Origin of the sequence: Streptomyces tendae (genome assembly GCF_014650435.1) — a bacterium.
Lineage (GTDB): Bacteria > Actinomycetota > Actinomycetes > Streptomycetales > Streptomycetaceae > Streptomyces > Streptomyces tendae.
Genome location: NZ_BMUY01000003.1, coordinates 664,118 through 678,919, shown reverse-complemented (window position 1 = coordinate 678,919; position 14,802 = coordinate 664,118). Strand labels below are relative to the sequence as shown.

Annotated in this window: 13 protein-coding genes; 12 read left to right on the top strand and 1 reads right to left on the bottom strand. The window is 70.8% G+C overall.

The genetic code is table 11. The features are described 5' to 3' along the window. Nucleotides 1-13: 13 nt before the first annotated feature. From IE258_RS11800 to IE258_RS11775, 6 genes are all read left to right on the top strand, one after another. On the top strand, nt 14-604 hold the full coding sequence (locus IE258_RS11800) for a CGNR zinc finger domain-containing protein (RefSeq protein WP_189742509.1): 591 nt from the start codon (nt 14-16) through the stop codon (nt 602-604). A 195-nt stretch (nt 605-799) separates the two neighbouring features. After that, nucleotides 800-1,324, top strand: a complete 525-nt coding sequence (locus IE258_RS11795; protein WP_007450155.1) for a sigma-70 family RNA polymerase sigma factor — start codon at nt 800-802, stop codon at nt 1,322-1,324. Nucleotides 1,325-1,395: 71 nt separating this feature from the next. Next, nucleotides 1,396-2,181, top strand: a complete 786-nt coding sequence (gene rsuA / locus IE258_RS11790) for an anti-sigma U factor RsuA (RefSeq protein WP_189742506.1) — start codon at nt 1,396-1,398, stop codon at nt 2,179-2,181. 82 nt (nt 2,182-2,263) lie between these two features. After that, nucleotides 2,264-4,591, top strand: a complete 2,328-nt coding sequence (locus IE258_RS11785; RefSeq protein WP_189742504.1) for a HelD family protein — start codon at nt 2,264-2,266, stop codon at nt 4,589-4,591. 418 nt (nt 4,592-5,009) lie between these two features. Next, a complete protein-coding gene (locus tag IE258_RS11780) occupies nt 5,010-6,425 on the top strand; it encodes an NAD-dependent malic enzyme (protein WP_189742501.1) in 1,416 nt (471 codons plus the stop codon). Nucleotides 6,426-6,777: 352 nt separating this feature from the next. Then, nucleotides 6,778-7,059 (top strand): HU family DNA-binding protein, encoded by a 282-nt coding sequence (locus IE258_RS11775; RefSeq protein ID WP_004987462.1) that lies wholly within the window; start codon nt 6,778-6,780, stop codon nt 7,057-7,059. Nucleotides 7,060-7,241: 182 nt separating this feature from the next. On the opposite strand, the gene murA is transcribed toward IE258_RS11775, so the two are convergent. Next, nucleotides 7,242-8,588, bottom strand: coding sequence for a UDP-N-acetylglucosamine 1-carboxyvinyltransferase (gene murA, locus IE258_RS11770; RefSeq protein WP_030180233.1), 1,347 nt, complete (start codon nt 8,586-8,588; stop codon nt 7,242-7,244). Between the two features lie 233 nt (nt 8,589-8,821). On the opposite strand from murA, the gene IE258_RS11765 reads away from it, so the two are divergent. From IE258_RS11765 to IE258_RS11740, 6 genes are all read left to right on the top strand, one after another. Then, nucleotides 8,822-9,394, top strand: a complete 573-nt coding sequence (locus tag IE258_RS11765) for a YqgE/AlgH family protein (RefSeq protein ID WP_161381962.1) — start codon at nt 8,822-8,824, stop codon at nt 9,392-9,394. Between the two features lie 30 nt (nt 9,395-9,424). Beyond that, nucleotides 9,425-9,709 (top strand): DUF3039 domain-containing protein, encoded by a 285-nt coding sequence (locus IE258_RS11760; protein WP_030402030.1) that lies wholly within the window; start codon nt 9,425-9,427, stop codon nt 9,707-9,709. A gap of 231 nt (nt 9,710-9,940) precedes the next feature. Then, on the top strand, nt 9,941-11,239 hold the full coding sequence (locus IE258_RS11755) for an extracellular solute-binding protein (protein ID WP_189742498.1): 1,299 nt from the start codon (nt 9,941-9,943) through the stop codon (nt 11,237-11,239). After that, nucleotides 11,236-12,201: a carbohydrate ABC transporter permease gene (locus tag IE258_RS11750; RefSeq protein WP_189742494.1), complete on the top strand. Its 966-nt coding sequence runs from the start codon at nt 11,236-11,238 to the stop codon at nt 12,199-12,201. The genes IE258_RS11755 and IE258_RS11750 overlap by 4 nt, the downstream gene beginning before the upstream one ends. Continuing rightward, on the top strand, nt 12,198-13,043 hold the full coding sequence (locus IE258_RS11745; RefSeq protein WP_052841721.1) for a carbohydrate ABC transporter permease: 846 nt from the start codon (nt 12,198-12,200) through the stop codon (nt 13,041-13,043). The genes IE258_RS11750 and IE258_RS11745 overlap by 4 nt, the downstream gene beginning before the upstream one ends. A 4-nt stretch (nt 13,044-13,047) precedes the next feature. Beyond that, nucleotides 13,048-14,688, top strand: a complete 1,641-nt coding sequence (locus tag IE258_RS11740) for a beta-N-acetylhexosaminidase (RefSeq protein WP_189742491.1) — start codon at nt 13,048-13,050, stop codon at nt 14,686-14,688. The last annotated feature ends 114 nt before the right edge of the window (nt 14,689-14,802 follow it).

Below are 14,802 nucleotides of genomic sequence, written 5' to 3'. Positions count from 1 at the left end.
CGGTGACAGGAACATGGCACTGGGTACGGCCACCGACCCGTACGAGCTGCGGTTCGACACCGGGCGGATCTGTCTGGACCTCATCGCCACCACCCACCCCGCGGAACGCCTCGACTCCGTCGACGCCCTGCGCGCCTGGATCACCGGCTCCGGGATCGTCCCGCCCGGCACCCCGCTGGCGCACGCCGACCGCTCCTGGCTGAGCGGCTTCCACGAACTGCGCGCCGAGACCGCCGGGTTGGTGCGGAGCCGGCCGGTGCCCCGCAACCCCCGCCACGCCCTCGCCCTCGCCCGCGTCAACGAACTCGCCCTCGCCGCACCGCCCGCCCCCCGCGCGGTGCCCGGCGAGGACGGCGCACTGGTGCGGGAGCTGACCGGACCGCCGCGGTGCGCCGCGCTGCTCGGCGCCCTCGCCCGGGACGCCGTGGAACTGCTCACCGACCCCGTCGCGCGGGCGAGCCTCAGGCAGTGCGCGGGCGACAACTGCCCCATCGTGTACGTGGACACCTCCCGCGGCCGCCGCCGGCGCTGGTGCTCCAGCGAGATCTGCGGCAACCGCGAACGCGTCGCCCGGCACCGCCGCCGCGCCGCCCTCGCCCGGTAAGTACCCGTAGCGCCCCTCGCGCCCCGTTCGTCGCACCGCCCCCGGGAAATCTTTCATCTCGGTTTGAACACGCCGCACTTCGCGTCCGTACCGGATGGGCGAGCGACCGACTGGGGGATCCCCCGGACACCGGAGGTGGGCGTGCGCAAGGATTCCGTCGTGGCCAACGAACGTGGTGCGAGGGCCCGACATCGCATGTCGCAGTCGTCCTCGGAGCCCGACGAGGAGCTGATGCGCGCGCTGTACCGCGAGCACGCCGGCCCCTTGCTGGCCTACGTGCTGCGGCTGGTCGCGGGGGACCGCCAGCGCGCCGAGGACGTCGTCCAGGAGACGCTCATCCGTGCCTGGAAGAACGCCGGTCAGCTCAACCGTGCGACCGGATCGGTACGCCCCTGGCTGGTGACGGTCGCGCGTCGCATCGTCATCGACGGCCACCGCAGCCGGCAGGCCCGGCCGCAGGAGGTCGATCCGTCGCCGCTGGAGGTCATCCCCGCGGAGGACGAGATCGACAAGGCGCTGTGGCTGATGACGCTGTCGGACGCGCTCGACGACCTGACCCCGGCCCACCGGGAGGTCCTCGTCGAGACGTACTTCAAAGGGCGTACCGTCAATGAGGCGGCGCAGACACTGGGCATACCCAGCGGCACCGTTCGCTCCCGGGTGTTCTACGCGCTGCGTTCGATGAAGCTGGCTCTGGAGGAGCGGGGGGTGACGGCGTGATGAGCGGGTACGGGGGAGCTCAGGGATTCGGCGGGGGATTCGGCCCGGGGGACACGGGTAGTCCTGTCCCCATGCAGGGATCACCGGCGCCGAACGAGCACGAGACCGTCGGCGCCTACGCCCTCGGGATCCTCGACGACGCCGAGGCGACGGCCTTCGAGGCCCACCTCGCCACCTGCGAGTGGTGCGCCCAGCAGCTCGACGAGCTGGCAGGCATGGAGCCGATGATGGCGGCGCTCGCGGACCTGCCGGGCACCGGTACGCCCGCGATCGCCGAGTCGCTCACCGCGAAGCCCAGCCCACGGCTCTCGGAGCGGCTCGTCGACGAGGTCGCCGAGCGGCGCGCGAGCAAGCGCCGCCGCAACTTCTACCTGGTGGGCACCGCGGCCGCGCTGATCATCGGCGGCCCGTTCGCCGCCGTGGCGACCACGGGCGGAGGCGGGGGCGACGACGACGATGGCGGCCGCAAGACCGAGGCGTCGCAGCAGGCCGCGAGCCCGGCCGAGTCCGCCTTCGCCGCCATGCCGGACCGGGTCACCGCCACCGACCCGGCCACCCAGGTCAGCGCCACCGTGGCACTGGAGAAGAAGGCATGGGGCACCGAGACGGTCCTGGAGCTGAAGAACCTCAAGGGCCCCCAGAAGTGCTCCCTGATCGCCGTCGGCAAGAACGGCGAGCGGGAGACGCTCACCTCCTGGACGGTCCCCGACTGGGGTTACGGCATACCGGGCGCCACCACCGAGAAGGGCAAGAAGCCCCTCTACGTGCACGGCGGGGCCGCCTTCGAACCCAACCAGATCTCCCACTTCGAGGTCATGACCTTCGACGGGAAGCGACTGGTGGAGGTCGACGCGTAGCGCCGCCGCCGGGCGCGGCGTAGCTTCCCGGGCCCCCTTCGCGTATTTTTGACGGCTGCCCAGCACGTCAGAAGGGGGCCCGGTGGCCGCACAGGCGCAACAGGATCCGGCGGTCGACTCGGAGCACGACCCCGCACGCGGGGACGCCGCACGGGCGGACTCCGTACGGGACCGAGAGATCGACGTGGAACAGGCGCACCTCGACCGGGTGTACCGACGCCTCGAGGAGAAGATCCACGAGGCGGAGTTCCTCATGCACGACGCCGCCCAGCGCGGCCACGTCGGCACGCCCGGCGCCCTGGCCGAGCGCGACGCGCAGGTCTTCCGGGCCGGCATCCACCTCAACCGCCTGAACAACGAGTTCGAGGACTTCCTGTTCGGCCGCATCGACCTGCTCCTCGGCAAGGACGGCAAGAAGGGCCCGGACGGCGCGTACACCGCGGTGGAGCCCGCCGAGGGCGCCCTCGGACCCGACAACACCGCCGACATCGCCGAGACCCTGCACATCGGCCGCATCGGCGTCCTGGACGAGGACTACGCGCCGCTGGTCATCGACTGGCGGGCGCCCGCCGCCGCCCCCTTCTACCGGTCCACGCCGGTCGACCCGGGCCGGGTCGTGCGCCGCCGGGTGATCCGCTCCAAGGGGCGGCGCGTCCTCGGCGTCGAGGACGACCTCATGCGCCCCGAGGTCACCGCCCGGCTGGACGGCGAGGAGCTGGCCGTCGTCGGCGACGGCGCCCTGATGGCCGCCCTCGGCCAGGCCCGCACCCACTCCATGCGGGACATCGTGGCCTCCATCCAGGCCGAGCAGGACCGGGTGATCCGCGCCCCCGCCGCCTCCGTGACCTACGTCGAGGGCGGCCCCGGCACCGGCAAGACCGCCGTCGCCCTGCACCGGGCGGCGTACCTGCTCTACCAGGACCGGCGCCGGTACGCGGGCGGCATCCTCATCGTCTCGCCGACCCCGCTGCTCGTGGCGTACACCGAGGGCGTACTGCCCTCACTGGGTGAGGAGGGGCAGGTCGCCATCCGCGCGATCGGTTCCCTGGTCGACGGCGCCGAGGCCACGCTGTACGACTCCCCGGCGACCGCCCGCGTCAAGGGCTCCTCGCGCATGCTCCGGGTGCTGCGCAAGGCCGCCCGCGGCGCGCTGGAACCGGCCGACTCGCCGACGCTGCTCAGGGTCGTCGCCTTCGGTCGCCGCCTCGAACTGGAGGCCGAGGAGCTGGCCGGCATCCGCCGCACCGTCCTCGGCGGCACCGCGCCCGTCAACCTGCTGCGCCCCCGTGCCCGCCGCCTGCTCCTGGACGCCCTGTGGGAGCGGTCGGGCGCCGGGGCCCGGCACACCGACCCCGAGCTGGCCGCCGAGCTGCGCTCCTCCTTCGACGAGGACGTCAGCTCGGAGGACTCCTTCACCGCCTTCCTCGACGCCTGGTGGCCCGAGCTGACCCCGGGCGCCGTGCTTGCGGCCATGGCGGACGAGCGCCGGCTGGGCCGCTGGGCCCGGCGCGTGCTGAATCCGGGCGAGATCCGCAAGGTCGCCCGCTCGCTGCGCCGCGAGGGCCGCTCCGTGCACGACATCGCCCTGCTCGACGAGCTCCAGGCGATCGTCGGCACCCCGGCCCGCCCCCGCAAGCGGCGCGAGCAGGACCCGCTGGACCAGCTCACCGGCCTGGAGGAGCTGATGCCGCAGCGCGAGGAGACCCAGTGGGAGCGCGCCGAGCGCCTCGCCCAGGAACGCACCGAGTACGCCCACGTCATCGTCGACGAGGCGCAGGACCTCACGCCCATGCAGTGGCGGATGGTCGGCCGCCGCGGCCGGCACGCCACCTGGACGGTCGTCGGCGACCCGGCCCAGTCCTCCTGGTCCGACCCCGACGAGGCGGCCGCCGCCCGTGACGAGGCCCTCGGCAGCCGCCCGCGCCGCCGCTTCGAACTGACCGTGAACTACCGCAACCCGGCCGAGATCGCCGAGCTGGCGGCGAAGGTCCTCGCCCTGGCCATGCCCGGCGCGCCGTCCCCGTCGGCCGTGCGTTCGACCGGCGTGCGGCCGCGTTTCGCGGTGGTGGAGGAGTCCCTCGCCCGGACGGCACGCGCGGAGGCGGCCCGGCTGCTCGACCTCGTCGACGGCACCGTCGGCGTCGTGGTCGCCATGAACCGGCGCGAGGAGGCCCGGCGCTGGCTGGCCGGGCTCGGTGACCGGGTGGTGGCGCTGGGCAGCCTGGAGGCCAAGGGCCTGGAGTACGACGCCACGGTCGTGGTCTCCCCGGCCGAGATCGCCGACGAGTCGCCCGCCGGACTGCGGGTGCTGTACGTCGCCCTGACCCGGGCCACGCAGCAGCTGACGGTCGTCTCGTGCGAGCGCGACCAGCCGGACGCCTCGGGGGTGCCCGACCTGCTGCGCGACTGAGTGCCGGGCCGGGGCCGGCCCCGGGACGTGCGAAGGGCCCGCGCCGTCGGCGCGGGCCCTTCGCTCTCGTTCAAGTGGCACCGACCCGCCATGCTCGCCTCGCGGCAAGTGGTCGCTCGTAGCGACGAAGGTTGGGCCCGGGGGCTTGGATCGAGCCGGTGCCACGTCCAAGGTAACAAACGATCCCCGCAAGACAATTCCCGTCCCGTGGGTTCCTTCGGCGGCCGGGTCGCGTCCGCCGCGCGTCTTCCGGTGACCCCTTCCCCCGACGGGCTACTTCTCGTATGGTGGAAGTCGTTTTCCGAAATCCGGGTGAACAAAAAGTTCGCAATCCGGGGCGGCTACCGCGTACCCAGTGGTAGGTGCGACGATCGGACGGCACAACCCAGTTACACGGTGAAAGCAGAGGAAGTCGGCCATGGCAACGGCGCCCAGCGTCTCCTACTCGATGACGGTCCGACTGGAGGTGCCCGCCGGCGGAACCGCCGTCTCGCAGCTCACCACAGCGGTGGAGTCCGCCGGCGGCTCGGTCACCGGTCTCGACGTCACGGCCTCCGGCCACGACAAGCTCCGGATCGACGTCACCATCGCGGCCGGCTCGACCGCCCACGCCGACGAGATCGTGGAGCAGCTGCGCGGCATCGAGGGCGTCAGCCTGGGCAAGGTCTCGGACCGTACCTTCCTCATGCACCTCGGCGGCAAGATCGAGATGCAGTCCAAGCACCCGATCCGCAACCGCGACGACCTGTCCATGGTCTACACGCCGGGCGTGGCCCGCGTCTGCATGGCGATCGCGGAGAACCCCGAGGACGCCCGGCGCCTCACCATCAAGCGCAACTCCGTTGCGGTCGTGACGGACGGTTCCGCCGTGCTCGGCCTCGGCAACATCGGCCCGAAGGCCGCGCTGCCGGTGATGGAGGGCAAGGCGGCCCTGTTCAAGCGGTTCGCCGGCATCGACGCCTGGCCGATCTGCCTGGACACCCAGGACACCGACGCGATCGTCGAGATCGTCAAGGCCATCGCCCCGGGCTTCGCCGGCATCAACCTGGAGGACATCTCCGCGCCCCGCTGCTTCGAGATCGAGGCCCGGCTGCGCGAGGCCCTCGACATCCCCGTCTTCCACGACGACCAGCACGGCACCGCCATCGTCGTGCTCGCCGCGCTGACCAACGCCCTGCGCGTGGTCGACAAGCCCATCGAGAACGTACGGGTCGTCATGTCCGGCGCCGGCGCGGCCGGTACGGCCATCCTCAAGCTGCTGCTCGCCGCCGGGGTCAAGAACGCCGTCGTCGCCGACATCCACGGCGTCGTGCACACGGGCCGCGCCGACCTGGTGGACGCCGCGCCCGAGTCCGCCCTGCGCTGGATCGCCGACAACACCAACCCCGAGGGCCTCACCGGCACCCTCAAGGAGGCCGTGCACGGCGCCGACGTCTTCATCGGCGTCTCCGCCCCCAACGTCCTGGACGGCGAGGACGTGGCCGCCATGGCGGACGGCGCGATCGTGTTCGCGCTCGCGAACCCCGACCCCGAGGTGGACCCGGCGATCGCCCGCGAGACGGCCGCGGTCGTCGCCACCGGCCGCAGCGACTTCCCGAACCAGATCAACAACGTGCTGGTCTTCCCGGGCGTCTTCCGCGGCCTCCTTGACGCCCAGTCCCGCACCGTCAACACCGAGATGATGCTCGCCGCCGCACACGCCCTCGCGGACGTGGTGACCGAGGACGAGATCAACCCGAACTACATCATCCCCAGCGTCTTCAACGACAAGGTCGCCGGTGCCGTCGCGGGCGCCGTGCGGGAGGCGGCGAAGGCCGCCGGAGTGGTGGCGTAGGTTCCCCCGCCCGGGGAAGGCGGCCTGTGGCGTGGTGGTGAGGATCACCACGGCGGGCCGCCCCTCCGGCGCGTCGCGGGATGTCGGGCCTCGTATCGCCCTCTAGGGTTGCGCAAGGCTCAGGCCCTCTCGGCGTGTGACTCCCAAGGGTGTTCTCACGACTCCTGGGGGTGCCGGATTGGCTTTACCGCCGCAGGTGGAGGCAGGATGCCTCCCTGGGCGCGAGGGTCTGACGACCGACCCGGGTCCGGGGAATGTCAGAGGGCCCTGGCAGCATCGGCATCGCTGTGCCCAACATGCGGCTCCGCCGCGTGGCACGCCTCAACGGCAAGAAGAACACGGGAGTAACAACATGAACCGCAGTGAGCTGGTGGCCGCGCTGGCCGACCGCGCCGAGGTGACCCGCAAGGACGCCGACGCCGTGCTGGCCGCGTTCGCCGAGGTTGTCGGCGACATCGTCTCCAAGGGCGACGAGAAGGTCACCGTCCCCGGCTTCCTGACCTTCGAGCGCACCCACCGTGCCGCTCGCACCGCCCGCAACCCGCAGACCGGCGAGCCGATCCAGATCCCGGCCGGCTACAGCGTCAAGGTCTCCGCGGGTTCCAAGCTCAAGGAAGCCGCCAAGGGTAAGTAAGCGCTCCGCTTGGAGTGCCGGGGACTGTGCGGATCGTTCGTACGGGGTGCGGTCGTTTCGCGGCTGCGGGCCCGTTGTGGCTGGTCGCGCAGTTCCCCGCGCCCCTTTGGGGCGTTCGACGTAACGCCGATGGGGCGGTCACCCGGGTCCGGGTGACCGCCCCATCGGCGTGTCTGCGCGGGTCAGCCCAGGGCCTTGCCCGGGAGTTCCACCTTTGCGCCCAGCTCCACGAGCTTGTCCATGAAGTTCTCGTAGCCGCGGTTGATCAGGTCGATGCCGTGGACCCGGGAGGTGCCCTGGGCCGCGAGGGCGGCGATCAGGTACGAGAAGCCGCCGCGCAGGTCGGGGATGACCAGGTCGGCGCCCTCCAGCTTGGTCGGCCCGGAGACGACGGCCGAGTGCAGGAAGTTGCGCTGGCCGAAGCGGCAGTCGGAGCCGCCGAGGCACTCGCGGTAGAGCTGGATGTGGGCGCCCATCTGGTTGAGCGCGGAGGTGAAGCCGAGCCGGGACTCGTACACCGTCTCGTGGACGATGGACAGGCCCGTGGCCTGCGTCAGGGCGACCACCAGGGGCTGCTGCCAGTCCGTCTGGAAGCCGGGGTGCACGTCCGTCTCCAGGGCGATGGACTTCAGCCGTCCGCCCGGGTGCCAGAAGCGGATGCCCTCGTCGTCGATCTCGAAGGCGCCGCCCACCTTCCGGAAGGTGTTCAGGAACGTCATCATCGAGCGCTGCTGGGCCCCGCGGACATAGACGTTGCCCTCGGTGGCCAGCGCCGCGGAGGCCCAGGAGGCGGCCTCCAGGCGGTCCGAGAGGGCACGGTGGGTGTAGCCGCCCAGCTCGTCCACACCGGTGATGCGGATCGTGCGGTCGGTGTCCATCGCGATGATCGCGCCCATCTTCTGCAGAACGCAGATCAGGTCCTCGATCTCCGGCTCCACGGCCGCGTTGGACAGCTCCGTGACGCCCTCGGCGAGCACGGCGGTCAGCAGCACCTGCTCGGTCGCGCCGACGGACGGGTACGGCAGCCGGATCTTGGTGCCGCGCAGCCGCTGCGGAGCCTCCAGGTACTGGCCGTCCGCCCGCTTCTCGATCTTCGCGCCGAACTGGCGCAGCACCTCGAAGTGGAAGTCGATGGGCCGGCCGCCGATGTCGCAGCCGCCCAGGCCGGGGATGAAGGCGTGCCCGAGGCGGTGCAGCAGCGGGCCGCAGAACAGGATCGGGATGCGCGACGAACCCGCGTGGGCATCGATGTCGGCGACGTTCGCGCTCTCCACGTGGGAGGGGTCGAGGACCAGCTCGCCGGGCTCCTCACCCGGGCGGACGGTCACCCCGTGCAGCTGCAGCAGTCCGCGTACGACCCGCACGTCGCGGATGTCCGGCACGTTGCGCAGCCGGCTCGGCGCACTGCCCAGCAGGGCGGCCACCATGGCCTTCGGCACGAGGTTCTTCGCACCGCGGACCCGGATCTCGCCCTCCAGCGGGGTCCCGCCGTGGACAAGCAGTACGTCATCAGCGCCGTTGACGGTCATGAATCTCGCGTTCCGTGGGGTTGGGCAGGGGCCAGAAGGGAAAGGGTAATCGTCTTGTACCCCCCATCCATGCGCCTGCGCACGGTCCGGCAACGTCATGGATTTGTCACAACACGCGGTGTTCCCCGGCGCGTACAGGGGGTCACGACCGAGGGACGTGCGCGGGGGCGTGTTCACTCCCGTGCCCCCGATTGCCTCCCCACGGGAGGGGAACATGCGGGATCATGTCTGGCATGACCGAGGTGTCCTCGCTCACGGGGCGGCTGCTCGTGGCAACGCCCGCCCTGGCGGACCCGAACTTCGAGCGTGCGGTGGTGCTCCTCCTCGACCACGACGAGGAGGGCTCCCTCGGTGTCGTCCTCAACCGCCCCACGCCGGTCGACGTGGGCGACATCCTGGAGGACTGGGCGGACCTGACCGGCGAGCCCGGCGTCGTCTTCCAGGGCGGCCCGGTGTCGCTGGACTCGGCCCTCGGCGTCGCCGTCGTCCCCGGCGGGGCGTCCGGCGAGCGGACGCCGCTGGGCTGGCGGCGGGTGCACGGCGCTATCGGCCTGGTGGACCTGGAGGCGCCCCCGGAGCTGCTGGCGTCCGCCGTGGGCGCCCTGCGGATCTTCGCCGGGTACGCGGGCTGGGGGCCCGGCCAGCTGGAGGACGAGCTGACCGAGGGCGCCTGGTACGTGGTCGAGTCCGAGCCCGGCGACGTCTCCTCGCCATTCCCGGAGAGACTCTGGCGCGAGGTGCTGCGCCGCCAGCGGGGCGACCTGGCGATGGTGGCGACGTATCCGGACGACCCGTCGCTCAACTGAAGCGTGTGAGCTTCAGTACCCTTGGCGGTTATGAGCACTCTCGAGCCCGAGCGCGGGACAGGTACGGGAACCCTCGTCGAACCGACGCCGCAGACGTCCCACGGCGACGGCGATCACGAGCGCTTCGCGCATTACGTCCAGAAGGACAAGATCATGGCCAGCGCCCTCGACGGCACCCCCGTCGTGGCGCTGTGCGGCAAGGTCTGGGTACCGGGCCGCGACCCCAAGAAGTACCCCGTCTGCCCCATGTGCAAGGAGATCTACGAATCCATGAGCGGCGGCGGGGACGAGGGCAAGGGCGGCGACAAGAAGTAGCGCCCCTGTCCGTTCGGACCTCTTAGCTCGTCCCGAAGGCCCCCGGAGTGTGCCCGCGCGCACTCCGGGGGCCTTCGTGCGTCCGGGCCCGGTCGGGCTGATTAACAAAGAGGTTTACGAACTGGTTCAGACCTCTTGTGGACAGGTTCATGTCTCCCTACGCTCCTGGGTGTTGTGCAGAGCGAAACCGTCATTGCATATGTTGCAACGCACGCCCGGAGGAAAGACTCCATGAAGCTCGCCCCCCGCCTGGCCGTACTGCTGGCCGCGGCCGTCGTCGCCGCGACCGCCTGCGCACCCCAGACGTCCGACAACTCCTCCTCCGGCAAGGACGAGAAGAGCGGCACGTTGCGCGTCTGGCTGTTCCAGGAGGTCAACAACAAGCCGAAGGAGAAGGTCGTCGACGCGGTCCTCGCCGACTTCGAGAAGGCGCACGAGGACACGAAGGTCACCGTGGAGTACATCCCGGTCGAGACCCGTGCCCAGCGCATCAAGGCCGCCTTCAACGACCCGAAGAGCGCCCCCGACGTCATCGAGTTCGGCAACACGGACACCGCCGGCTACGTCAAGGACGGCGGACTCGCCGACCTCACCAAGGAGTTCGCGGCCTGGGACGAGGCCAAGGACGCCGACCCCACCGCCCGCCAGTCGGTCACCGTGGACGGAAAGGTCTACGGCGCCCCCTACTTCGTCGGCGTCCGCGCCCTCTACTACCGCACCGACGTCTTCGACGACCTCGGTCTCGAACCTCCCAAGTCGCTGGCGGAACTGGCGTCCACGGCCAAGAAGGTGCACACCGCGAAGCCCGACCTCTACGGCATCGCGGTCGGCGGCGCCTACACCTACGGCGCGATGCCGTTCATCTGGGCCAACGGCGGTGAACTCGCCACCGGCAAGGGCGGCTCGTACGCCTCCGCGATCGACAGCGCCGCGGCCCGGAAGGGCATCGAGGCGTACACGTCCCTGTTCGGGGACGGCAACTGCCCCGCCGCCAAGTGCGCCGGCATGGGCGGCAACGACACCGTCACCGCCTTCGCCTCCGGCAAGGCGGCCATGGCCATCGGCGGCGACTTCAGCCACCAGGCCGTGGAGGCCGGCGCGGCGAAGGGCAAGTACGCGGTCGTGCCGCTGCCGGGTGTCGAGTCCGGCTCCATCGCCCCCGCCTTCGCGGGCGGCAACAACATCGGCGTCCTGAAGAGCACCTCGCACCGCACCCTCGCCGTCGACCTGATGCAGCGGCTCGCGTCGAAGAAGGCGCAGGCCGACCTGTTCGACGCGATGGGCTTCCTGCCGACCTTCACGGACGTACGGCAGCAGGTGGCGGCGAAGGAGCCGTTCGTGAAGCCGTTCGTCGACACGCTCGCTGCGGGCACGAAGTTCGTTCCGGCCTCTCCCGCGTGGGCGACGATCGACTCCTCGCAGGTGCTGCCGACGATGTTCCAGGAGGTGGTCAGCGGCAAGAAGGACGTGGACGCTGCCGCTGGGGACGCGGCTCGGAAGATGGACGACGCGTTTGGCTCCGCCGGATGACGGGTTCGCCTATGAGCTCGGGGGGTGCGGTGCGTGGGCGGGTGACGGTGCGTCGTGGTTTCTCGCGCCGTTCCCCGCGCCCCTTCGGGCGCTCCTCCGCCACCCCTTGGATATATCTCGCGCCCGCTCTTGTGGTCCTTGGTGGGCTGCTGGTCTACCCCGTTTATCAGCTTGGGTTGATCTCCTTTCTGGAGTACACGCAGGCTCAGGTCAGTGGTGGGGAGCCGGCTACCTTTCAGGGGTTCGGGAACTATGCCGAGCTGTTCGGGGACCGGGAGTTCTGGCGGGTGCTGCTCGCCACCGTGCTGTTCGCCGCCGCCTGTGTGGTGTCCACGCTGGCCGTCGGGTGCGCGCTCGCCGTGCTGCTCACGCGGGTGCGGGCCGTGCCGCGGCTGGCGTTGATGCTGGCGGGGCTGGGCGCGTGGGCGACCCCGGCGGTGACCGGGTCCACCGTCTGGCTGCTGCTGTTCGACCCGGACTTCGGGCCCGTCAACCGGATGCTGGGGATCGGCGACCACTCCTGGACGTACGGGCGGTACAGCGCCTTCCTGCTCGTACTGCTCGAAGTGGTGTGGTGTTCCTTCCCGTTCGTCATGGTGACCGTCTACGCCGGGATACGGGCCGTACCGGCCGAGGTGCTGGAGGCCGCCGCGCTCGACGGGGCCTCGCAGTGGCGGGTCTGGCGCTCGGTGCTCGCGCCGATGCTCCGGCCGATCCTCGTGGTCGTCACCATCCAGTCGGTCATCTGGGACTTCAAGGTCTTCACCCAGATCTACGTGATGACGAACGGCGGCGGCATCGCCGGCCAGAACATGGTCCTCAACGTCTACGCCTACCAGAAGGCCTTCGCGTCCTCGCAGTACAGCCTCGGCTCCGCGATCGGCGTGTTCATGCTGCTGATCCTGCTCGCGGTGACGCTGGTCTACCTGCGGCTGCTGCGCCGCCAGGGGGAGGAGCTGTGAATCTTCTGCGCGCGCAGGTGCGCCGTCCGTGGCGGCTCGCCGCCGAGGTGTCCGCGCTGCTGATCGCGGTGGTCGTCGCCTTCCCGCTGTACTGGATGGTGCTGAGCGCCTTCAAACCGGCCGGGGAGATCGAGTCGAGCGAGCCCCGGCCCTGGACGCTGACCCCCTCGCTGGATTCCTTCCGGCGGGTGTTCGAACAGCAGGAATTCGGCCGCTACTTTCTCAACAGCCTGATCGTGGCCGGTTGTGTGGTGATCGCCTCTGCGCTGATCGCGTTCCTCGCGGCGACCGCGGTGACGCGTTTCCGGTTCCGCTTCCGGACCACCCTGCTGATCATGTTCCTGGTGGCCCAGATGGTGCCCGTGGAGGCGCTCACCATCCCGCTGTTCTTCCTCATGCGGGACTTCGGGCAGCTGAACACGCTGGGCTCGCTGATCCTCCCCCACATCGCCTTCTCGCTGCCCTTCGCGATCTGGATGCTGCGGGGCTTCGTGAAAGCGGTGCCGGAGGCCCTGGAGGAGGCCGCCTACATCGACGGGGCGAGCCGGACGCGCTTTCTGTGGCAGATCCTTTTCCCGCTGGTCCTGCCGGGTTTGGTGGCCACCAGCGTCTTCTCCTTCATCTCGACCTGGAACGACTTCCTGTTCGCCAAGTCGTTCATCATCAGTGACACCTCCCAGTCGACGCTGCCGATGGCGCTGCTGGTCTTCTACAAGCCGGACGATCCCGACTGGGGCGGCGTCATGGCCGCGTCCACGGTGATGACGATTCCGGTGCTGGTCTTCTTCGTACTCGTACAACGACGACTCGTCTCCGGCCTCGGCGGAGCGGTGAAGGACTGACGACGTGACCGACCCGACGCACTCGACCGACGTGATTCCCCAGCCGCGTCAAGTGGCGACCCAGGACGCCTTCTTCGACCTCGGCCCGGACACCCGGCTGGTGGCCGGCGAAGGCGCCGAGCACACCGAACGCTGGCTGCGCGCCACGCTGGGCGCGGCCACCGGCCTGCCGCTGGCCCCCGGGTCGGGAAGCGGGGCTGGCAGCGGCGGCGCGATCCGGCTGGCCCTGGACGGAGAACTGGCCGACGAGGGCTACCGCCTCGACGTCGCACCGGAGGGCGTGCACCTCGCCGGCGGCGGTCCGGCCGGCCTCTTCTGGGGCGCCCAGACCCTGCGCCAGCTGCTCGGCCCGGACGCCTTCCGGCGCGCCCCGCTGCCCGACCGCCGGTGGCGGCTGCCGCTGGGCCGCGTCGAGGACGCGCCCCGCTTCGGCTGGCGCGGACTGATGCTGGACGTCTCCCGGCACTTCATGCCGAAGGACGGCGTCCTGCGCTACCTGGACCTGATGGCCGCCCACAAACTCAACGTCCTGCACTTCCACCTGACGGACGACCAGGGCTGGCGCATCGAGATCAAACGCCACCCGAAGCTCACCGAGACCGGCTCCTGGCGCTCCCGCACGAAATTCGGTCACCGGGCATCGCCGCTGTGGGAGGACAAACCCCACGGCGGTTACTACACCCAGGAGGACATCCGGGAGATCGTCGCCTACGCCGCCGCCCGGCACATCACCGTCGTCCCCGAAATCGACGTACCCGGGCACTCGCAGGCCGCCATCGCCGCGTATCCGGAACTGGGCAACACCGATGTGATCGACACCACCGCCCTCTCCGTCTGGGACACCTGGGGCGTCTGCCCGAACGTGCTCGCCCCCACCGAGAACACCCTGCGGTTCTACGAGGGCGTGTTCGAGGAACTCCTGGAGCTCTTCCCCTCGGAGTTCGTCCACATCGGCGGCGACGAATGCCCCAAGGACCAGTGGCGGGCCTCCGCCACCGCGCAGGCGCGGATCGCGGAACTCGGCCTCGCCGACGAGGACGAACTCCAGTCCTGGTTCATCCAGCACTTCGACACCTGGCTCGCCGAACGCGGACGCCGGCTCATCGGCTGGGACGAGATCCTGGAGGGCGGACTCGCCAAGGGCGCGGCCGTCTCCTCCTGGCGCGGCTACGCGGGCGGGATCGCCGCCGCGCGCGCGGGGCACGACGTCGTGATGTGCCCCGAGCAGCAGGTGTACCTGAACTTCCGGGAGGACGGCGGCGCGGACGAACCCGTGCCGATCGCCTTCGTACGCACCCTGGAGGACGTCTACCGGTTCGAGCCGGTTCCGGCGGAACTGACCGAGGAGGAGTCCGGACATGTGATCGGCACCCAGGCGAACCTGTGGACCGAGGTGACGGAGAACCAGGAGCGGGTGGACTACCAGCTCTTCCCGCGGCTCGCCGCCTTCGCCGAGGTCGCCTGGAGCGCCCTGCCCGCCCCCGCCGACCGGGACTACGCGGCCTTCGAGCGGCGGATGGCCTCCCACTACCGGCGGCTCGACGCCCTGGGCGTCGCCTACCGTCCGCCCACCGGTCCGCTGCCCTGGCAGCGGCGGCCCGGAGTGCTCGGCCGGCCGATGGACGGGCCGCCGCCGAACAAGTAGGCGCGCGACGGTGTGAGCAAGCAAGGGAAACGCCCCTAAACGTCACCCAAGAGTGGCAACTCGTGCGCATCGCGCGTAACTCCGATCGTCGGAGATCCCGTACGAAAACGGACC